General features: G+C 62.4%; 18 protein-coding genes and 1 pseudogene. 12 read left to right on the top strand and 7 right to left on the bottom strand.

Annotation, left to right across the window (positions count from 1 at the left end; all coding sequences use genetic code 11):
• Positions 1-102: 102 nt before the first annotated feature.
• Complete coding sequence (locus CHB69_RS10770) at positions 103-795, top strand: GntR family transcriptional regulator (RefSeq protein ID WP_170935520.1); 693 nt, start codon at positions 103-105, stop codon at positions 793-795.
• The gene (locus tag CHB69_RS20115) at positions 789-995 is read left to right on the top strand and encodes a hypothetical protein (protein WP_170935513.1); all 207 of its coding nucleotides are present in this window, start codon (positions 789-791) and stop codon (positions 993-995) included. Before CHB69_RS10770 ends, CHB69_RS20115 begins: the two co-directional genes overlap by 7 nt.
• Before the next feature lie 31 nt (positions 996-1,026).
• On the opposite strand, the pseudogene CHB69_RS10775 reads toward CHB69_RS20115, so the two are convergent.
• The 3 genes and pseudogenes from CHB69_RS10775 to CHB69_RS10785 all read right to left on the bottom strand — a co-directional run.
• Positions 1,027-1,314: pseudogene (locus CHB69_RS10775) on the bottom strand (transposase domain-containing protein); the annotation flags it as partial.
• 683 nt (positions 1,315-1,997) lie between these two features.
• Complete coding sequence (locus tag CHB69_RS10780; RefSeq protein WP_089216017.1) at positions 1,998-3,047, bottom strand: MlaA family lipoprotein; 1,050 nt, start codon at positions 3,045-3,047, stop codon at positions 1,998-2,000.
• Between the two features lie 78 nt (positions 3,048-3,125).
• Positions 3,126-3,974, bottom strand: a complete 849-nt coding sequence (locus tag CHB69_RS10785) for a universal stress protein (protein WP_141133965.1) — start codon at positions 3,972-3,974, stop codon at positions 3,126-3,128.
• 695 nt (positions 3,975-4,669) lie between these two features.
• On the opposite strand from CHB69_RS10785, the gene istA reads away from it, so the two are divergent.
• The 7 genes from istA (at position 4,670) to CHB69_RS10820 (ending at position 12,582) form a co-directional block, all read left to right on the top strand.
• On the top strand, positions 4,670-5,926 hold the full coding sequence (istA, locus tag CHB69_RS10790) for an IS21 family transposase (RefSeq protein WP_089216018.1): 1,257 nt from the start codon (positions 4,670-4,672) through the stop codon (positions 5,924-5,926).
• The gene (gene istB, locus CHB69_RS10795; RefSeq protein WP_089216019.1) at positions 5,923-6,780 is read left to right on the top strand and encodes an IS21-like element helper ATPase IstB; all 858 of its coding nucleotides are present in this window, start codon (positions 5,923-5,925) and stop codon (positions 6,778-6,780) included. Before istA ends, istB begins: the two co-directional genes overlap by 4 nt.
• Before the next feature lie 336 nt (positions 6,781-7,116).
• The gene (locus CHB69_RS10800; protein WP_170935521.1) at positions 7,117-7,599 is read left to right on the top strand and encodes a MarR family winged helix-turn-helix transcriptional regulator; all 483 of its coding nucleotides are present in this window, start codon (positions 7,117-7,119) and stop codon (positions 7,597-7,599) included.
• Positions 7,596-9,581: an FUSC family protein gene (locus tag CHB69_RS10805; RefSeq protein ID WP_089216020.1), complete on the top strand. Its 1,986-nt coding sequence runs from the start codon at positions 7,596-7,598 to the stop codon at positions 9,579-9,581. The genes CHB69_RS10800 and CHB69_RS10805 overlap by 4 nt, the downstream gene beginning before the upstream one ends.
• Entirely contained in the window at positions 9,563-9,790 is a 228-nt protein-coding gene (locus CHB69_RS10810; protein WP_245836712.1) for a DUF1656 domain-containing protein, read from the top strand. Before CHB69_RS10805 ends, CHB69_RS10810 begins: the two co-directional genes overlap by 19 nt.
• 6 nt (positions 9,791-9,796) lie before the next feature.
• Positions 9,797-10,714, top strand: coding sequence for an efflux RND transporter periplasmic adaptor subunit (locus tag CHB69_RS10815; RefSeq protein ID WP_089216021.1), 918 nt, complete (start codon positions 9,797-9,799; stop codon positions 10,712-10,714).
• On the top strand, positions 10,711-12,582 hold the full coding sequence (locus CHB69_RS10820) for an efflux transporter outer membrane subunit (RefSeq protein ID WP_089216022.1): 1,872 nt from the start codon (positions 10,711-10,713) through the stop codon (positions 12,580-12,582). The genes CHB69_RS10815 and CHB69_RS10820 overlap by 4 nt, the downstream gene beginning before the upstream one ends.
• Positions 12,583-13,534: 952 nt before the next feature.
• Here CHB69_RS10820 and CHB69_RS10825 read toward each other — a convergent pair.
• Entirely contained in the window at positions 13,535-14,164 is a 630-nt protein-coding gene (locus CHB69_RS10825; protein WP_081997339.1) for a TetR/AcrR family transcriptional regulator, read from the bottom strand.
• Between the two features lie 231 nt (positions 14,165-14,395).
• On the opposite strand from CHB69_RS10825, the gene CHB69_RS10830 reads away from it, so the two are divergent.
• Complete coding sequence (locus CHB69_RS10830; protein ID WP_089216024.1) at positions 14,396-15,346, top strand: IS481 family transposase; 951 nt, start codon at positions 14,396-14,398, stop codon at positions 15,344-15,346.
• A gap of 189 nt (positions 15,347-15,535) precedes the next feature.
• Here the strand turns inward: CHB69_RS10830 and CHB69_RS10835 are convergent.
• Positions 15,536-16,493, bottom strand: a protein-coding gene (locus CHB69_RS10835) for an IS630 family transposase (RefSeq protein WP_394357128.1) whose coding sequence is annotated in 2 segments (ribosomal slippage) — positions 15,536-16,150 and positions 16,152-16,493 — 957 coding nt in all. Because the reading frame shifts where the segments join, the coding sequence is not laid out codon by codon here.
• A gap of 148 nt (positions 16,494-16,641) precedes the next feature.
• Positions 16,642-17,136, bottom strand: coding sequence for an outer membrane protein assembly factor BamE (locus CHB69_RS10840; RefSeq protein WP_089216130.1), 495 nt, complete (start codon positions 17,134-17,136; stop codon positions 16,642-16,644).
• 176 nt (positions 17,137-17,312) lie between these two features.
• Between CHB69_RS10840 and CHB69_RS10845 the strand changes: the two genes are divergently transcribed.
• Together CHB69_RS10845 and CHB69_RS10850 are read left to right on the top strand one after the other, a co-directional pair.
• Positions 17,313-17,843 carry a ubiquinol-cytochrome C chaperone family protein gene (locus CHB69_RS10845; RefSeq protein WP_089216025.1) on the top strand — a complete coding sequence of 177 codons (531 nt, stop codon included), beginning with the start codon at positions 17,313-17,315 and terminating at the stop codon, positions 17,841-17,843.
• Positions 17,840-18,367, top strand: a complete 528-nt coding sequence (locus tag CHB69_RS10850; protein ID WP_089216026.1) for a YceD family protein — start codon at positions 17,840-17,842, stop codon at positions 18,365-18,367. The genes CHB69_RS10845 and CHB69_RS10850 overlap by 4 nt, the downstream gene beginning before the upstream one ends.
• Here CHB69_RS10850 and CHB69_RS10855 read toward each other — a convergent pair.
• Positions 18,364-19,059 carry an SRPBCC family protein gene (locus tag CHB69_RS10855; protein ID WP_089216027.1) on the bottom strand — a complete coding sequence of 232 codons (696 nt, stop codon included), beginning with the start codon at positions 19,057-19,059 and terminating at the stop codon, positions 18,364-18,366. The genes CHB69_RS10850 and CHB69_RS10855 overlap by 4 nt on opposite strands.
• Positions 19,060-19,097 lie beyond the last annotated feature (38 nt).

Below are 19,097 nucleotides of genomic sequence, written 5' to 3' on the forward strand. Positions count from 1 at the left end.
TGCGCTGGTCTGATTTTGTTCTATATGGAGGCGTAGTGAATGCGAACGAGAGTTGCGGCGCCTTCAACTGCGCAGTCGAATGGCGCGCTTCCGAGGCGATCGATGGAGCAGTTCTCAGCGGCCAACTTCTCGATGAGCCAGAGCTCATATGCCTATGCGCAGATCAGGAGCGGCATTCTGGCGGGCGAGATTAGCGCAGACGAACGACTCAAGATCCGGGGCCTTGCTGAAGAACTTGGAATCAGCCCAGGCGCGGTACGGGAGGCGCTTTCGCGGCTTGTTGCCGAACGGCTCGTCATTTCGAGAGACCAGAAGGGGTTCGTCGTTACTCCTCTCAAGATCGAAGACTTGACAGACCTGACTGACCTCCGCTGCGAACTTGAAGGAATTGCGCTGCGGCGTTCGGTCCAACGAGGCGGGCTGGAGTGGGAAGCGAACGTGATTGCCGCCGCGCATCGCCTGCGCGGAACCGAGCAATTCGTGCCTGGAACTGATCGCGTTCTGCACCAGCCGTGGGCCGATCTCCACTCCGCCTTCCACACCGCATTGATAAACGCCTGCGGCAGCGAGCGCCTGATCGCGCTTCATCTGGATCTGTTCGAACAGTCAGCCAGATATCAACGTCTCGCCGTGTATGTCAGCTCGAAGCGGGATGGTGCCGCCGAGCATCAGGCACTGGTTGACGCGGCGATCGAGCGGGATGCCGACCGGCTCGTCGAGCTTGCCACTACGCACATACGCACGACCACGGACTTGATCGTTCAAGCCATGCGCTACGCGCCCGAGGCTTGCTGAAAAGAAGGTATGTCAATTGCTTATTTGTTTTTAATCCGAAACTCGCCAGTTCGGCCGCGAAGGTCCCGATCGTCGAGCGCTGGTTGTTCGGGCGTCTGCGACGCCGGACCTTCTACAGCCTGGCCGAGTTCAATGCCGCGATCGCCGAACTGCTTGCCGAGCTGAACGATCGGCGCGTGCTGCGCCCGGGTTGGCCGTAAGCATACGCCGAGTACCGCGGCGCAGTTTGGATCAGGCGGCGAGCGCGACTTGGGCGGCCTTCCAATTCCACGGGAGCAGTTCGTCGAGGCGGCTGACGGGATGGTCGGCGATGCGGGCGAGGACGTAGGCGAGCCATGCCTGCGGATCGACGTTGTTGAGTCGACAGGTCAGGATCAGCGAATAGGCGACCGCCGCCCGCTGGCCACCGCGATCCGAGCCGCAAAACAGCCATGACTTGCGCCCGAGAGGCACGCAGCGCAGTGAACGCTCGGCGGCGTTGTTTGAGAGACAGACCTTGCCATCGCTGAGGAAGCGGGTCAAAGGTCATAGCATTTCAGAAATCGCGGTCCAGCTGCAACTCGGGCGACCAAAAGCTGCGGGGGGGACTTGAATCGCAACCGGGTGCCCGAAAATGAATGCGCGACCGATCATCGACACGGCATCATCAATGAGTCTGCAACGGCGTCCCAGCAAGATCCGAACCATACCATCAAACCCCACACAAAACGTGGGAACATATGTGGGGCTGGCTTTCTCGCCTCACCACTTTATCATGCAAAAACAACACGATAAAGTGGTTGACTGGTGCCCAGAAGAGAACTGAACTGGGCATCAAAGCGGCGGAAATCCGATGCAATCAACAACGAGATACCGCTGAAACCATCATAGAAACCATCACACAATTTGGCAAGGGCTGGACGATATCGGAAGCCGATTTTTGGTTGCCAATTCGCTCGCGATCGCAGTCGCAGCTTTTCAAGTGTGGATCAGCGTTGGCGCGCGCCCCTCCTCTTTCACGATCTATCATTTTGAATTATCGTAAAAAGGTGGTTTTGACCGGGGTCCCGATAGGCGCCGCCCGGGACCCCGACACGCGCCAGTATAGGCATAACAATCAACGCCTATGCTTTCGTGAAGCGTGGCATCACTCTGACGCTGATCGACAATTCTCCGTCTCGAAGACCGCAGCATCCGAGCATTGTCGCTGGCCGCGAATTTGCTCAGTCTTCGATCGGAAGGGTCGTGCCTCTGCTCAAGGTTTTTGCACAATCTGACGCTGTGTCGGCTGATGGATCGGAAGCCTGAGGTGCGACAAGCGTGTCGGGAATGACGATTTCGGGCTGGCCTGCCCGATCGCGACCCTTGCCGCGCAACACGTCAATTTCCCGCTGCCGCATCTCAAGATACAAGCTGCGCGTCTCCACATAGGGATCAGCGCTTTCCTCTTGCAAACGCTCGATTTCCGCGTCCCGCGCGACACGATCGTTCAGCCTGTTGATGACGGTGGTCGGGACAGCATAGGCGGTCTGGTTGAAAGGCTTGCCAACGGAAACGGGCAAGACGAGCAGGTCGATGCCGTCGCCGACCATATCGCGCAATGTCGTGGGCCCCACCAGCGGAAGGAAGAAATAGAGCCCGGGCTCCACCCCATAGAAGCCAAGCGTGTTTGCGAAGCCGTTGGATCGATAGGGCAGATTGACGGGCGCCTTTTTGGCGACGTCGAATACACCCGCGACGCCGATCGTCGAGTTGATCGCGAAGCGGCCGACCGTTTCCAAAGCCTTTCCTATCTTGAACTGGAGCAGGAAGTTCACAAAATTGATCGGCTCGCTGAGATTGCGCAAGGCGTTGCCAAGACCATCACGGATCGGCTTCGGAACGCCCCCCTCATATCCCTTGGCGATCGGCCCAACGAGCGCCTTGTCGACCGACTGAGCCACCTGGAAGGCCTCAATATTAACATTCTGGAGTGGGTCGCCCGGCGGCGCTTCGCCCCGCGCGGTTACGATAATCTCGTCCGGCGCTGCTTCAGCCGTATTTTCAGGATTCGCCGGCACATCGATCGATTGTCCCGTTTCCACCGGCTCTTCGCCGATCATGACAGGGGTCTGCACTTCGCCCTGTGAATCCACAATCATCGGACATGGTTCGGCAGAAGCTGCCTGAGCTTGATCTGTCCGGACCAATGGCTCATTCTGGTGAACAACGCCTATTTCTTCGGGCTGCGTTCCGATCAGAAGGAAAGCGGCAGCACTGGTTACGACGCTCATTTTGCGGTTATCTCCGATATATCGAACATCTTTGGCGTCCAATCTTCTGCCAACGTCTTTAGGCTGGATACGCCCTGGTCAGCGGGAAATCAGTAGCGGAACCCGCGCGCTCGACAGCAGCGATCGAGTGACACCGCCGAAGAGTATCTCGGTGGTGCGCGGGTGGCTGTAAGCCCCGATCACGAGCAGGTTTGCGTCGCGTTCCGCCGCCTGGTCGAGGATCACATCCGCCACCGGTGCGCCCTCGGACGTGATGTTGGCGATCTCGACACGTGCGCCGTGTCTGGACAAATGTTCAAGGAGATTGGCACCAGGCTCTGTTCCAAAACGTTCGGGGTTCCGGCCGCTGTCGATGGTGAGTATCGTCACGTTGGACGCGGAATTGATGAACGGAATTGCGTCGTTCACCGCCCGCCGCGCTTCTCGGCTGCGATTCCATGCGATCAGCACATTTTCGCCGATCGTCTCACCGCCCCATCCCGCAGGGATCATCAGCACGGGAATTCCGGTGGCCAGCAACAGTCGCTCGGCCGACCAGCCTGACGGGAGGTCTGCCGGTTTGGGATGCGCCGCGACGATGAGATCGCAGTGCAGCGCCCGCAACATGCTTTCGTCGCGCAGGTCATCGCGCCACACGATCCGGAATTCGGAGCCGATGCCATATTCGCGGGCCAGCTCTCCAAAATGGCGGGCGGCGGCAATAATTTTCTGTTCGTCGGCAAGCCGTTGCCGCGTCAGCACGTCTCGAATCGCCGCAGTGCCCCTTGCATAGGTTTCGGTGGGATGCGCGTTTTCGTGGGACACGCCATAGACGCCCACCAGATGCGCATTATGACGTTGCGCGATCGCAACCGCACGGCGACCTATGTGTTCGCCCTCGGGCGTGGCGGCGAGGAAAACGGCGATATCTCTCCAGATAGGCAACAAGGGTTACGATCCTCCAGTTTACGGTTGTCCTCTATCAGATCAGCGGCGTCCTGGCCGAACTGCAGACCAAGACACCGAAAGGCTTCAAGACGGGGATTTGAGAGAGGTTGAAGGTTTGCTTGCGCGGTCCATCGGCAAAAACGCCGATAAAGTCGCCTGATCCAGGTTGATCCAGAGGGCAGAGGTCCATAACCGGCAGCCGCATCTTGCATGCCGATCCAAATCGCGCGACGTTCCAACAGGGAGGGTGAAATCCCGCGGTCGGCTAGCCCGTCTGCGGGGCCATCGACTGACGGGCTAGCAGACAGGAGGTAGGCCTCACAGGAACCTTCGCCTGCCAAGGACAATGGCTGCAAGAACAATCGGCGAGCAGATTCATCCTGAGCACGCGACGCATTCGGAAATTGGCCGAAGGCTCCTTCCACTTCACGACCCTCCCTCATTTCTCGTTGGAATGAGCCCTCACTCCAACATCGAACGAGTAAACCTTCCAGGAAAGGCAGTCAAGACAGCCCATCGCCTCATCTCTCATTTCAGTCAGCCGTCTGTCAGTGGGCGTGTAATTCTCCGCGAAAGTGGGCATTGAAAATTCCCTGATTGTTGGAGCTGGTTCCCCAATGCGCCGGGGTTAACCCCGGCGCATTGGGGAACGCCAAAATTGGCGCGAGAAGGTCTCCCGACAGGAGGCGACGCCGATGATCCGACTTGGAGAAGCCATGATGATATTGGAGCTGCACCGGCAGGGGCTGTCGGTAACTGCGATTGCCCGCCGCACAGGCCGCGATCCCAAGACTGTTCGCAAGTATATCGAGCGCGGTGTGGAAGCGCCGGACTACGGCCCACGGAGAATAGGGCGGCCCTGTAAGATCGCCCCGTACATGGAGTTCCTGCGCGAGCGCGTAAAAGCGTTCCCCGACCTGACGGCGTCGCGCCTGACCCGCGAGATCCGGGAAATGGGCTACATGGGCGCCTACACGGCGGTGAAGCGCTATCTGGCGGCGATCCGGCCCGAACATGATGTCAGACCTTACGAGGTCCGCTTCGAGACCAGGGCGGGCGTCCAAGGCCAGGTCGACTTCGCGCGCTTCGTTGTTGAGTTTACCGACGAGCCTGGCGTGGCGCGCATCGTCTGGCTGTTCAGCATGGTGCTGGGCTACTCGCGCTTTCTGTTCGCCCGCTATGTGTTGCACCAGGATCTGCAGACGCTGCTGCGCTGCCATATGCAGGCGTTCGAGGCGATGGACGGCGCGCCGATCGAGATCCTCTATGATCGAATGAAGACGGCAGTGACCGGCGAAGATGACCAGGGTCATATCGTTTACAACAGCTCGCTGCTGGCGCTGGCGAAGCATTACCGCTTCCAGCCGAGGGCGTGCCGGCCCTATCGCGCCAAGACCAAAGGGAAAGTCGAGCGGCCGTTCCGTTACATCCGTGAGGACTTCTTCCTGGGGCGATCCTTCCGCACCATGGAGGACCTCAATGCCCAGCTCATCGTCTGGCTCGACACGGTCGCCAATGCACGGGTCCATGGCACGACCCAGCGCGTGGTCGCTGAAGCCTTTGCCGAAGAACAGGACGAACTGCAGCGCCTGCCTGAGCACCGCTTCAATGCGGTGTTGAAGCTTGAGAGGCGGGTCAGCCATGACGGGCTCGTGGCGGTTGGTGGAAACTACTACAGCGTGCCCGGCCGGACACGTCGGGTCGTCGAGATCGAGCAGCTGCCGGACCTGATCCGCATCATCGACCGCAGTATCGTGGTTGCCGAGCATCCCGTACTTGAAGGGCGCCGACAATATCGCATCGACCGGCGCCATCGCACCGGGCGGCCGCAAGCGCGCACGCCCGATCGGCCGACGATGATGATCGGTCGGATCGGCGATCATGTGCCGCTGCGCTCGCTGGCGATTTACGAGGCAATCGGCGCGAGCCTGGCAATGGAGGGGCGGCCATGAACGGCGCGGCTCCTTCTGCGCGCGTGGACTCGATCCGCCGGAGTCTCGTGAGCCTCAAGATGCCCAGAGCGCTCGAAATCCTTGATGCGACCTTGCGGCGCATCGAGCAGGGCCAGATCGACGGCATCGAGGCGCTCGACGAGTTGCTGGGCGAAGAGCTGTCACTGCGCGAGAACCGCCGGATCAAGGCGGCCCTGCGCATGGCGCGGCTGCCTGTGGTCAAGACGTTGGCCGGCTACGACTTCTCGTTCCAGCCCTCGCTCGACAGGAATCGCATCCTGGCACTGGCGGGGCTCGACTTCATCGAACGCGCCGAGGTCGTCCACCTGCTCGGACCGCCCGGGACCGGAAAAAGCCACATTGCCACAGCACTGGCGGTCGAGGCTGTCCGTGCCGGCAAAGCGGTCTACTTCATCCCGCTCGCCGATCTGATCGCGCAGCTCGCCAAGGCTGAGCGCGAAGGCACGCTCCGGGAGAAGATCCGCTTCCTCACCAGGGCATCGCTGCTCGTTGTTGACGAAATCGGATATCTGCCGGTCACGCCGGGCGGCGCCAACCTGTTCTTCCAGCTCGTCAACGCCCGATACGAAAAGGGCGCCATGATCCTGACATCCAATCGCGGCTTCGCCGAATGGGGCGAGGTCTTCGGCGATCCCGTCGTCGCGACCGCGCTGCTCGACAGGCTCCTCCATCACGCCGTCGTCATCCAGATCGAGGGCTCCAGCTACCGCATGCGTGAACATGCCGCGCTCGTGCCCGAAAACCTGCGCAGCGGCACCGCGTTCAATCCGCCAACGCCAAAGCGGCGCGGCCGCCCGTCAATGAAAGGAAATCAAGATCCAGCTCACGGCTGATCACCAAAACCCCGCAACCACCAACATAGGGAATTTTAACCGCCCACTTCTGCGGAAACTTCGGTGCCCATTGACAGCCGTCGGCACGCAATACTCGACGATGTGAAGTGATATGCAGCCGTTCCTGGTACCCTCCTTCTGAAGCGGTGCGTGCACATCCGGCTACCATTGCGTGATGCGGAGGTTGTGTTGGCGCAGGGCGCCATGACCGCGGAGGCGCGTCGGCGGATCGCGACGGTCGTACCCGGCGGCCTGAGTTAATGGGCAGGCCACATACGTTTGCTAAAGCAACTATTGCCGATTGAATAAATCGCCGAGAGTGCTAATGCTCGCGCCATGTCAGTAACCTCTGGTAGCCCCGCTGCGGCCGCGCTGTTCGCGCTCACCAACACTCTGCAGCCGATCAGGCGCTCCTGGGTGCAGGCGGTCATGATGGTCCTTGCGGAGCTCGGGCTGCCCAGTTCGCTCACCACTGCTGTCATCCTGGCTTCGCGCGGCGGCGACGCGGGGATCAGGCAAAATGTCCTCGCCGAGGAAGTGGGCGTTAATCCCGGCGCAATGGTGCGGATTCTGGACCAGGCGGAAGCGGCTGGCCTGCTTGAGCGACGTGCGTCGGCCGAGGATCGGCGCGTTAATACCGTTCACATTCTTCCCAAGGGACAGTGTCTTGCTGGAAAGATGGAAGCGGCTGTCGCAGATTTGCGCGAGGCGCTGCTCGGCGATCTACCGGTCGAGGACATCGAGACCGCCACGCGCGTCCTGCGACTGTTCGAGGGACGGATCGGCGCGTTCCTGCAGGCGGAGCGCGTCAACCGGTGAAAGTCACGTCCGATCAGATACTGTTCTCGGTCAAGCTGTTCATCGCGGCGATGCTGGCCTTCGCGGTAGCGGTCCGGATCGGGCTCCCGCAGCCCTATTGGGCGCTTGTCACCTGCTGCGTGCTGATGAACCCCGCCACAGGCGCGATCCGCTCCAAGGCGGTCTATCGCTTCGCCGGCACCCTGGGCGCCGGCATCGTGACACTCGGCATGGTGGCGCTTTTCGCCAGCGTACCGCTCCTGCTGATCATCTCGTCAGGCATCGTTGCGACGATCGCCTTTGGCGTATCATTCCTCGATCGGACCCCGCGGGCTTATGGGTTCCAGCTCTTCGCGGTGACGCTGATGCTGGTCGCCGTTGCCGGCGTGGACCATCCCGAGACGATGTTCGACACGGTTGTCGCACGCGTCACCGAGATCAGTCTCGGCGTGCTCGCGACCACATTAGTCGACAGTGTCGTAGCGCCTCGATCACTTGGCGGCTTGATGCGCTCAAACCTGCGTCGCTGGCTGCCCGACATGGAACGCTGGGCGAATGATGTGGTCGATGGCCGCGAAACGGGCGCACAGGAAGCACATGACCGTCTGAAGATCCTCTCGGACGTCACCGCCCTGTCACAGATGGTGGTCTGGTTGCGCTACGATCCGACCGTCGACCGCGGCGAACTGCGCCACGTCCTCGCCATCCAACAGCGTTTGCTGAGCATGGTGCCGCTCCTTTCCGCGATCGCCGCTCGCATAGCGGGACTGACGCAGGCGGACCGCGCCGCGCTTGCACCATATCTTGCCGAGGCGCGCGATACTTTCCGAACCGGAGCAATGCCTTCTGCGCGCCTGGCCGATGGCGTGCGCAGCCTTCCGCTAGAGGCCGGGCGTGAACGACCCTGGCAGCAACTGGTCCATGATGCCCTCGCCGACATGCTCATGGATCTCTTGACGCTCTGGAGCGAGATCTGCCGAATCGACAGGGCGTTTGAGGGCGGGGCCGAGCTCGATCAGGAGCTCGCGGGTCAGGTTCGGCGGACGGCAGCATTCCCGCTGGCGTCCGATGTCGATCATGCAGCGCGCTCAGCCGCCGGCATTTTCGTAGCCTATATTCTGCTCTCCGGCCTGTGGCTGGCCACCGGATGGCACCAGGGACCTAATGCGGTGCTGATGGGAACCGTCGCGGTGGCCTTCTTCGGAGGGGGCGATGAACCGGGCAAGGCCATAGCCGCGTTCGGCCGCTTTGCGGTCCTTTCACTCTTCCTTGCCGCCATTCTCGCCTATGGACTGCTTCCCCTGACCAACGATTTTCCGACATTCCTGATCGTCATGGGCCTGTTCATGCTTCCGATCGGCATGTGGGCGGCGGCAAACCCGATGGGCGTTCTCGTCCTTGCCTTCGGCCTCAGCAACATCAACCTGCAAGGTCACTATATGCCGTACGATTTTGCCTTCTTCCTCGAGGTCGGCTTCGCGAGCCTGATCGGCATGTATGTCGCCTTCCTGGGCGCGGGCTTGTTCCGCCAATGGGGCGTCTCGCATCAGGTGCATCGTTTCCTGCGGAGGGAAGCACAGGAGATTGCCCGCCTCAGCCATTCGGCGACCCGGCGCGCTCGCGACCTTTATATGCAGCGGGCTCTCGATCGCATTGCCGGGATGACCATGCGGCTTGCCGCAAGCGGCCAGGTGGAGCGCAGCGCTGCGCTGCTCGCGCGCTTGCGCGTCGGCGTCAATATTGCCGACCTACGGATCATCGGGACCATGCTTGATCCCGCGGTGCGGGACGCAACCGTGGGAGTACTCGAGCAGTTTCGCAGGGAGTTCGATGCAGCGCAGCCATCACCCCGCCTGCTTGCCCTGGTCGACGAGGCGCTCAACCAGCTGTGGCCCCGACGAGACAGCCAGAAAAGCAGTCCGGTGACCCAGGCGATCCGTTCGCTTGCCGGACTGCGCATTGCGCTGTTCGAGCGCGCGCCGGCATGGATCCCCGCGTCGTGATCGGTGAGATCAACCTCGCCGGCGTGTTCTTCTCGCCGTTGCTGTTCTGCATGGCCGTCGCTTTTATACTCCGGATCCTGCTGTCTCGCCTCCTTGAGACCGTCGGTTTCTATCGGGCCATATGGCAGCGTCCGCTCTTCGATACCGCCCTCTTCCTCATCCTCACCGGCGCGGCCTTCCTCGCGCTGCGTGGGCTCACCCATGGTTGAAAATCGATGATAGCATTAAACCGCGCCACGCTACTCCGCCTTCTCAAGCCGGTACTGACCATTCTCGCCGCCGCCCTTGCCGCGCTCGTGCTCTGGCATCTCTACACCTACTATACCTATGCGCCGCAGACCCGGGACGGAAAGATACGCGCCGACGTAGTGCCGCTGGCCGCCGATGTGTCCGGCCGGGTTGAGGAGGTGCATGTCAGGGACAATCAGGTGGTCCGCAAAGGCGAGTTGCTCTTCACCATCGATCGTGTGCGTCTTCGCAATGCCCTGGCCCAGACGGAGGCGGCCGTCGCGGTGACGCGTGCGACACTCGATGCGGCCGAGCGGGAGAACAGACGCTATCGGCAGCTCGGAGATATCGTGTCAGACCAGCAGCGCGACGAACGACGTTCGCAGGCCGAGGAAGCGCGCGCGCGTTATACGCAGGCGCTCGCCGACCGCGACCTCGCGCGTATCAATCTTGAACGATCTGCCGTCCGCGCGCCCGTCAACGGCATCGTCACCAATTTCTCGCTGCGCCCTGGCGCTTATGCAACCGCCGGCCAGCCGGTGATGGCGCTGGTCGACTCCGACAGCTATTATGTCGCGGGCTATTTCGAGGAGACCAAGCTCTCCCACATCCATCCGGGCGCACCTGTCACGATTCGCGTGATGGGCGAGGACCAGCCCCTCTCGGGGCATGTCGAGGGCCGCTCCGCCGGTATCGACGACCGCGAGCGGACCACCGCTGCGGGGAGCCTTCTCGCCAATGTCAACCCCACCTTCAGCTGGGTCCGCCTCGCCCAGCGTGTCCCCGTTCGCATTGCGATCGACAAGGTTCCGACAGGGATCGATCTTATCGCCGGGCGCACGGTCACCGTGACGGTCGAGGGCGCGGAGGATGCCCTGTTGATCGGAGGGGGCAGCCGGTCGTGAGAGCGATCCGGTTTCACGCGCTGGCCGTGCTTGTATCGGCCAGCCTCATCGCCGGCTGTACAGCGGTCGGACCTGAATACAGAGCACCCGCCCTTCCCGCTCACGTCGGAGAGACGCCCACCGGCTTCAAGGAAGGGCGCTCCCCAGCCTATTCGCCCGCCCCCCTGCCGGCGCACTGGTGGCAACTCTATGCCGATCCGCAGCTTGATGAACTGGTCGAGGAGGCGCTCAAGGTCAATACCGATCTTCGGGTCGTCGCCGCCAACCTTGAGCGGATGCGCGCCGTGGTGAACGAAGCGCGGGCACGAGCCGATGTGAAGACCTCGCTGGACGGCGTTGCTTCCGTGGGGGAAACCTCCAATCTCGGCATTGGCTCACCGGCCGGCATGCATGCCACGCTCGATGCCGGAATCGGCATCTCTTACGAGCTCGACGTAGTCGGCCGCATCAGGCGGACCATCGAGGCCGCCCAGGCTGACGCCGACGCACAGTCGGCGGCTTATGATCTGGCGCGGATCACCGTGGCCGCAAATGTCGTCGGCGCGTACAGCGATGCGTGCGCTGCCGGCGCGCGAATTGCGGTCGCGACCCGCTCGGTCGATCTTCAACGGCGGAGCCTGGCGCTTACCGAGCGCGGGATGCGTGCAGGCCTCTACACACCGCTCGACGCAACCCGGTCGCGGGCCATCCTTGCACAACTGGAAGCCGCCGTGCCCCCGCTTGAAAGCAGCCGCAATGCTGCCCTTTACAGCCTCGCCGTCCTGCTCGGCCGGGCGCCTGGAGATTATCCGGCACAGCTCGATGAATGCGCTGTCATCCCTACAGTCCGGCAATCGCTGCCCATCGGCGACGGCGCCGCCCTCATCCGTCGCAGGCCCGATATCCGCGAAGCGGAGCGCGCACTCGCCGCTGCAACCGCCCGGGTCGGGATCGCAACCGCCGACCTCTATCCCAGCGTCAGCCTTGGAGGCTCGCTTGGCACGACGTCGCGAAGCGTTGAAGGGCTCGTCGACAGCTCGGCATTCCGGTTCAGTGTCGGTCCGCTGATCTCCTGGAGTTTTCCCAATCGCAGCGTCGCGCGCGCGCGCATAGCACAATGGGACGCGACAGCGCGGGCCGCGCTCGCGCGCTTCGACGGCAGCGTGCTGTCAGCGCTCCGCGAAGCAGAGACCGCGCTTGGCACTTATGCCCGCGATCTTGAAGAGAATGCGAAGCTTAAGGTCGGGCTGGATGAAAGCCGCAAGGCTGCGGCTCTTCAGTCGCGGATGACGCGGGGTGGGTTGACGTCCAGTCTTGAACTGCTGGATGCCGAGCGAAGCCTTGCCAGTGCCGAAGCCGCTCTGGCCGTCTCCAATGCCACGATCGCCGCAGACCGTGTCCGCCTTTTTCTCGCTCTTGGTGGTGGATGGGAAACGTCTTCCGCCGGGCAGACGGGGGAAGCTGAAAAAATGGAACAGGCTTGCCGTCAGATCGGTCTATCGACCACCAGCACCCGAAACGATCAAAATGCCAGCCTGGCCGCTCGGCTCCGCTGCGCTCCGCCTCCCGCCAAGGCTGGCATCGGAGGCGATCTCCAACTAACTATGCAACCGGACCAGTCATCGCGGGCAGTCCATAGGCACGACCATCGTCTCTCCCGCGCATCCTCTACATGCGCGTCTCGTCATTTGCACTGTCTGATTTTCTTTCCAGGCCCGGTCAGGGTGATCCCGCTTGCGTCTACTGTCATGGTCACTCCGCCGCCTTGGAACGGTCCGCCTGTTTCAGTCGCCTTGAGTTGGGCAAGATTGCCATCTGTTCGGAGCGTGGCCGTTAGACCGTCATTCAGGAAATCCACCGAGACTATGCCGTTGTCCTGGCAGCGATAGGTCATACTTTTCTCGATTGCCGGTGGCAGCTTTGCGGGAGCGATCGGTTTCGCGACGTTGGTTGTGTTGCTCGCGTTTGTCGTGCCGCTATCGCAGGCTGACAGGAGAACAGCAGACGCGAGCGCCAATCCGCCAAGTGTCCGCACGACTGACGACGATAGGTTGTCCATGTGCTTCCTTTTATTCTTCCGAACATACAGCTCAGTTGCGGTTGATTGATCCGCTCTTCTTCAGGCGCAGCCGAGGGTGCTCCGCGCTTGTGTCCTCCGAGGTCCGCTCGTTTTCCCCGTTCGGCTCGTCCTGCCAGCCCCGGAGACGAAGGATGGGTCGCCGACCGCCACTCGTTGGTGTTTCCAAGGTCATCATACCAGCCTTTCGCGGCGTTCGCCTCGACGGACGATGCTTTCATTGGTCCTGCCAGCCGGCGCGACGCGACCCGAAGGGCTTCGACCAGTGGACAATGGTAGCCGGTTCAGGGAATACCGGCTGGCAGGTGGCGGGACCCGGCGCCTAGGGTAGGGAGAAATAGCGCAAACGGGCCCGTCAAACCGAACGGAAAAAACAATGCTGCGGAGAACCCCATGATCGCGAGCGACCGTGCCGGCTTCCACAGGGGAATGAATGCGCTGGTTCCCATTATCTCTCCGGAGCACATTATGGAATGAGCGCTCATTCCAATTTCCAATAGGCAACCCCGTTTCTCTGGTCAAGCAGTAAATTCAATTCTGGTCAGCGTCTGTGCTGCGATCATACGCCTCGCGCTTCCGGTCTTTAAAGGGCAGATCCCAGCGGACACAGCTCAATCACCCGATGATAGCCGCTGCTCAGCTGAATCCAGCGGCATCATCGCTTATACTCGCCGCAAGTCAGGGCTGCGGTCTAAAAGCTTCACCGTCACCGATGTCACGATGGGTCCTTCCCCGCTTACGGCCTTGCGCGCATTTCGGAGTCGTCACGGCTGGGCTTGCACGCGACCGCTTTCCAGTCCCGCTAGACCGAGCGCGCGCATCATCAGGCAAGCAGTGCTGTGGCTTGTCGCCTCGGCATCGACGGGTGGCGACATCGCCGTGCGATGGCCGAGGCCGATGAAGCAGGCCATCATGACATCTCCATAGGAGTCGAGCTCGGCCGCGGGCACATCGGGCCGCGCAAGCGCAGCGAGGCGGCGTATGCCATCGCGGTAAAAGGCGGTCTGCGTCTCGAACCGCTCCGCGACTGTCGGATTTCGGCAAGCCTCCGCCAAAATCTCATAGAACAGGCTGCTATCCTCATTGTGCAACGAACTGGCAGCGATTGCCTTGATCGCCTCGAACATCGCAAGCTCGCGCCGTTCCACAGCGTCGAAAATCGAGTGCATCTCGGCTAGGCGAACGCGCACATTTTCTTCTACTATTGCGAGGATGACGTCGTCCTTGTCGGTAAAGAGTCGATATATCTGGCCGACGCTGACCGATGCTTCTTCCGCCAATTCCGCCGTTGTCGTCGCATAAAAGCCCTTCGAACCGAACAATCTGCGAGCAGCATCGACTATTCTCTCGCGCGGCGACTCTCCCTCGACATAATTTCTTGAAGAACGTTTCATTCGAACCTTTCCCTGCGTCCTCTGTTTGACGATCTTTGGACGCGACACATGCCGGTCCATCCGGGTCTATCCCGCAGGCCTACATTTCATATGGATGAGGGGGAAGCACTAACAGCTTGCTGAAATGGGCTTCATCGCGCGGTCGACAGGATTCCGTTCCCGCCATTGGACTAGGTGTTTAGTCCCAGCATGTGATGGTGTAAGCTTGTTATCGTCACAGCGGGAGGGATTATGGGGCAGCTTTTACATGGGAGCGCCAAGACCACGCACGCCGTTCGAGCGGAGCTACAGCGATCGCAAGCTCCGGTCGCGCAGCTCGCGAAGCGGTGCGGGATCAACGAGAAGACGGTGATCAAGTGGCGTCGCCGACAGTCGGTCGAGGATATGCCGATGGGGCCGAAGGAACGGCGCAGCACCGTGCTGTCGCCGATGGAAGAAGCCGCGATCGTGGCGCTCAGGGTGCAGGCCCGGCTGCCGCTCGATGACGTCTTCATCGCGTTGAAGGACGTGATCCCGAACCTGACGCGCTCGTCGCTTCACCGCTGCCTGCAGCGGCACGGGATCAGCCGATTGCCGAAGGCGGATCGCGAGAAGCCGAAGAAGTTCAAGAAGTACGAGATCGGCTATTTCCACATCGATATCGCCGAACTGCGCTACGAAGGCGGCAAAGGATTCCTCTATGTCGCGGTGGACCGCACCTCGAAGCTGGTGTTCGCCCGCATCTATCGACGGGCGACCAAGCTCGCCGCGGCAGCCTTCCTGCGCGTGCTGATCAAGACGGTTCCCTACAGGATCCACACCATCCTGACCGACAACGGCGTGCAGTTCGTGCAGCGTGACCAGGGCGGCACACTGGGATGGATCGGCCATATCTTCGGCCGTGTCTGCGAGCAGAACGGCATCGAGCATCGCCTCACCAAACCCTATCACCCATGGACCAACGGTCAGGCCGAAAGGATGGTGCGCACCATCAAGGAGGCCACCGTCAAATCTTTCCATTACACGTCGATCAACGAGCTGCGCCGCCATGTCCGCGACTGGTTGGTCGCTTACAACTTTGCCAAGCAGTTGAAGGCACTGCGCTTCAAGACACCCTATGAGGCCATCGAAGAACTCTGGAAATCCAAGCCGGATATCTTCAATATGGAGCCACACCATCACACGCTGGGACTAAACACCTAAGCAGACCGTAGCGGTTGCCAGCCCATTGAATGACGGCGTTGCCGATCGAGGCAATTGAATGGGGGTAAGCAGCGCCGCATCGGCACGCCGCGAGCACCGAATTCCAAGGTAACGGAGGTCATCAATTCGATCAGGCTGCATGCGACATCAATTCCGACCAGCAATCTTCCCGATTAGAGCGTCGTGCGTTTAATCTGCAACATATCCAGCTTCCTTGAGGTAATTCCGGCATTCTTCTGGTGAGTAGAGTGCGCAGATCGAGCCGACGGCTTGCCAGAGGGCCTCGATGGTTCGAGCCTGGGCTTTTCGCAGATGGGCCTTGAGCTTGGCGAAGGCCATTTCGATGGGATTGAGGTCGGGGCTGTAGGGCGGCAGGAAGAGGAACCATGCGCCGCGTTCCTTGAGGATGGCCTTGGCCTTCTCGCTCTTGTGGCTCGATAGATTGTCAAGAATGACCATGTCGCCGGGCCTCAGCGTCGGCGCGAGCTGGGTTTCGACATAGGTCTCGAAGAGACGCCGGTTCATCGGGGCGTCGATCACCCAAGGCGCGGTGAGCCCATCATGACGCAGCGCGGCGATGAAGGTTTGCGTTCCCCAATGACCGAAGGGCGCGGTCATCCGCAGCCGTTGCCCCCGGCGCGACCGGCCGCGCAGCCGGGTCATCTTCGTCGTCGTCCCGGTTTCGTCGATGAACACCAGCCTTTCGGGCCGTTTCTTCATCCAGGGCTGGCGATATCCGCTCCATACCCGCCGCGCGCGGGCGACGTCAGCGCGATCGGTTTCGCTCGCCAGCAGCGTTTTTTTTGACGGTAAAACCGTGCCGGAGCAGCAACCGCGATAGCGATGCCGGGTGCGCTTTCACCCCCCGTTCCGCAAGAAGACGCGCCGCCAACTCGGGCATCGTGATGTCTCCATTCGCCTCGACCCAACCGATCAGAACATCGGCATGGCGATCAAGCATACCGCTCCCCCTCGGACGGCCCTGACACGCAGGTGCCACCGAACCCGTCTGCGCCTTGCGCTGCGCCAGGCGAACCGCCGTCGCCGCGCTCACCCCAAAGCGACGCGCCGCTGCACGGCGCGAACTTCCTCGCTCTATCTCGCCAACGATCCGATCCCGAAGATCAACCGAACTGCTCTTGCCCATGATCCACCTCCAACAACGGTGAATCATAAATCCGCACCAAAGGGAATCCCCGCGATTCAGATTAATAACGCGACGCTCTAAGGTTCAAATGGCTATTTCCAACGAGTTATAACAAAGCTGTGCCCGGGAAGGCGGGGGCGACGCCAAACTAAGGCCCGGTGTTGCCGCCCGCGCCGCTCATGCCAGGCGCGCCGACCGCGCCGATATTGCCGAAGATATCGTCGAAGAAGCTGCGGTCGCGGCCCAGGGTCGGCGTCTTGTCGCCTTCGGGGCTAATCCGGCTGACGAGGTCGAGCCCGGTATTGTCGACCGCGACGACATTGCCCTGCGCGTCAAAGCGGATGCGCATGACGCGCTGCGAAACCGGGCGCGGCTTGGCGAAGGCGAGCTGGCGCGTTTCGCGCGACAGATAATAATATTCCTTGTCGCTGAACTGGCTGACGAAGGTCGGATGACCGAGCGTCTTTTCGACCGATTCGCGGTTGTCGACGCCCGGCGTGATCGCCTGCGTCAGCGTCGGGTCGACGACATAGCCCTGGCGCCCGCGCAGCTGGGTGCAGCCACTCGCCGCCAGCGCGACGATCAGGCCGGCCGCGACAAGGCGCAGGCGAGGGGCGGCAAAGGCGGGCTTGGCATTCGGCATCATGGTCTCCGTCGCGCAGTGCGCCCGGCGGCGGGCGGCGCTGGCTGCGCTTTGTCTGGCGCCTCTTAACCGCAAGCGGACGCGGCGCACAAGCCGCTTGTGGCGCGCCGATGCTTGCTGGAAGCTGACTCGCACGCCCCTTTTCCGCCGCACCGAATACGCCTAAGCGAACGGGCATGATTTCGTTTCGCAAACTCTTTCGCCCCGCCCCCGATCCGCGCGAGGTGCGGCGTCCGCTGTGGCAGGCGGTTGTCGCCGCCGCCCGCGCACCGCACTGGTATCGGGAAGGCGGCGTGCCCGACACGCTCGACGGGCGCTTCGACATGGTCTGCCTGGTCCTGTCGCTCGTCCTCCACCGCATCGACGACGATCCCGGACAGGCCGCGGCGGGGGTCCAGCTGACCGAATTGTTCGTCGCCGACATGGACGGGCAGATCCGCCAGATCGGCTTTGGCGACATGGTGGTGGGCAAGCAGATCGGCCGGATGGTCGGCGCGCTCGGCGGCCGGCTCGGCGCCTATCGCGCCGCCGACGGATCGGACGAGCTACGGCAGGCGCTGGTCCGCAACCTGTGGCGCGGAAGCCCGCCCTCCGACACCGCGCTCGACCATGTGACGACCGAAATTGCGCGCTTGCGCCGCGCGCTCGCGCGGATGCCGGTCGAAACGCTGATCGCCGCCGACCGGCTTCCCGGACAAGATGGATGAGCGACGGCGAGTTCCCGTATCTCGTGACGCTCGCCGATGCGGCGCGGGGCCGCCGCGTTATGCTCGTAGCCGATGCGGACGCGCGCGCACGGATCGCGAAGCGGCTCGGTCTCGTCGCGCTCGATCGTTTTGCCGTCGAAGCCGAGATCGGCGCGGTCGCAGGCGGCATCGCGGCGAAAGGAGCGATCGACGCCGACGTCGTGCAGGCGTGCGCCGCGACCGACCTGCCCGTGCCGGGGGCGATCCGCGAGGCGTTCGACCTGCGCTTCCTGCGCGACGCCGCGCCTGACGCGGCGGCGGATGAGGAAATCGAGATCGACAGCGCGGATTGCGACATATTGCCGCTCGACGGCGACCGCGTCGATCTGGGCGAGGCCGCGGTGCAGACGCTGTCGCTCGCGCTCGATCCCTTTCCGCGTCACCCCGACGCCGACCGCATCCTTGCCGAGAAGGGCGTGCTCAGCGAAGAGCAGACCGGCCCGTTCGCCGCGCTCGCAAAGCTGCAGGGCAAGCCGAAGGATTAATCTCCGCCCGCGCCGCCGGTCGCGGCATCGCCCTTGAGCAGGTCGGCCATGGCGTCGTCGAGGCTGCCGGGTTCGTCCTTCGCGGGCGCGTCGGCCGCGGGCACCGCCTTTTCGTCCGGCACATCGGCCTTGCCGCCCGTCACCGGCAGCGCGCCGCCGAGCGCCTTGGCGAGCCCGGCGAGCTGCTCGCCGATCACCCTGTCGACCGCGGGCGCGATCTCGGCGGTCTTGAAACGCATATAGCCGCCGACGACATAATCGAAGCGGATCGCCGAGCCCGCGGCGGTCGGCTGAATCTGGATCGTCAATGTGCCGGTCGCAGCCTCGCCCTGCAGCGGCCCGAACGCGCCCGACAGGCGCATCATCTGCCCGGGCTGAGCAAAGAGGATACGCGCGTGCTGAACGCTCCCCATCGCGCCGTCCTTCCCGGGCAGCTTTTCGCAGAAGCAGCCACCCGCCTGGGCATCGAGCCAGAAATTGGCGGTGTCGCCCGACCAGCTATGGTCGGCCGACCACCATTTGTCGGGGGTGCGCAGCATTTTCCAGACATCGCCGGGCGTCGCCGCGACCTTGGCGGTGTGCGACACGGTGAAGCCGATGTCGCTCTGGTCGATGACCTTGGCACCCGCCGCGGGCGCATAGAACAGTGCCGCCGACAGCAGCACGCTCGCCATTCGAATTCCGAAATTCATCGCCCGTCCCCCTTCCCGTGCTGTTTAGCCGGGAAGCG

The sequence above is a fragment of the Sphingopyxis indica genome, from assembly GCF_900188185.1.
GTDB classification, from domain to species: Bacteria; Pseudomonadota; Alphaproteobacteria; order Sphingomonadales; family Sphingomonadaceae; genus Sphingopyxis; species Sphingopyxis indica.

What these genes read in the sequence shown, in the direction of transcription:
- CHB69_RS10800 (WP_170935521.1), top strand. Translation starts at nt 7,117, where the DNA reads ATGTCAGTAACCTCTGGTAGCCCCGCTGCGGCCGCGCTGTTCGCGCTC.
- CHB69_RS10810 (WP_245836712.1), top strand. Translation starts at nt 9,563, where the DNA reads ATGGATCCCCGCGTCGTGATCGGTGAGATCAACCTCGCCGGCGTGTTC.
- CHB69_RS10855 (WP_089216027.1), bottom strand. Translation starts at nt 19,059, where the DNA reads ATGAATTTCGGAATTCGAATGGCGAGCGTGCTGCTGTCGGCGGCACTG.
- CHB69_RS10770 (WP_170935520.1), top strand. Translation starts at nt 103, where the DNA reads ATGGAGCAGTTCTCAGCGGCCAACTTCTCGATGAGCCAGAGCTCATAT.
- CHB69_RS10780 (WP_089216017.1), bottom strand. Translation starts at nt 3,047, where the DNA reads ATGAGCGTCGTAACCAGTGCTGCCGCTTTCCTTCTGATCGGAACGCAG.
- CHB69_RS10830 (WP_089216024.1), top strand. Translation starts at nt 14,396, where the DNA reads ATGGGGCAGCTTTTACATGGGAGCGCCAAGACCACGCACGCCGTTCGA.
- istB (WP_089216019.1), top strand. Translation starts at nt 5,923, where the DNA reads ATGAACGGCGCGGCTCCTTCTGCGCGCGTGGACTCGATCCGCCGGAGT.
- CHB69_RS10840 (WP_089216130.1), bottom strand. Translation starts at nt 17,136, where the DNA reads ATGCCGAATGCCAAGCCCGCCTTTGCCGCCCCTCGCCTGCGCCTTGTC.
- CHB69_RS10850 (WP_089216026.1), top strand. Translation starts at nt 17,840, where the DNA reads ATGAGCGACGGCGAGTTCCCGTATCTCGTGACGCTCGCCGATGCGGCG.
- CHB69_RS10825 (WP_081997339.1), bottom strand. Translation starts at nt 14,164, where the DNA reads ATGAAACGTTCTTCAAGAAATTATGTCGAGGGAGAGTCGCCGCGCGAG.
- istA (WP_089216018.1), top strand. Translation starts at nt 4,670, where the DNA reads ATGATCCGACTTGGAGAAGCCATGATGATATTGGAGCTGCACCGGCAG.
- CHB69_RS10815 (WP_089216021.1), top strand. Translation starts at nt 9,797, where the DNA reads ATGATAGCATTAAACCGCGCCACGCTACTCCGCCTTCTCAAGCCGGTA.
- CHB69_RS10845 (WP_089216025.1), top strand. Translation starts at nt 17,313, where the DNA reads ATGATTTCGTTTCGCAAACTCTTTCGCCCCGCCCCCGATCCGCGCGAG.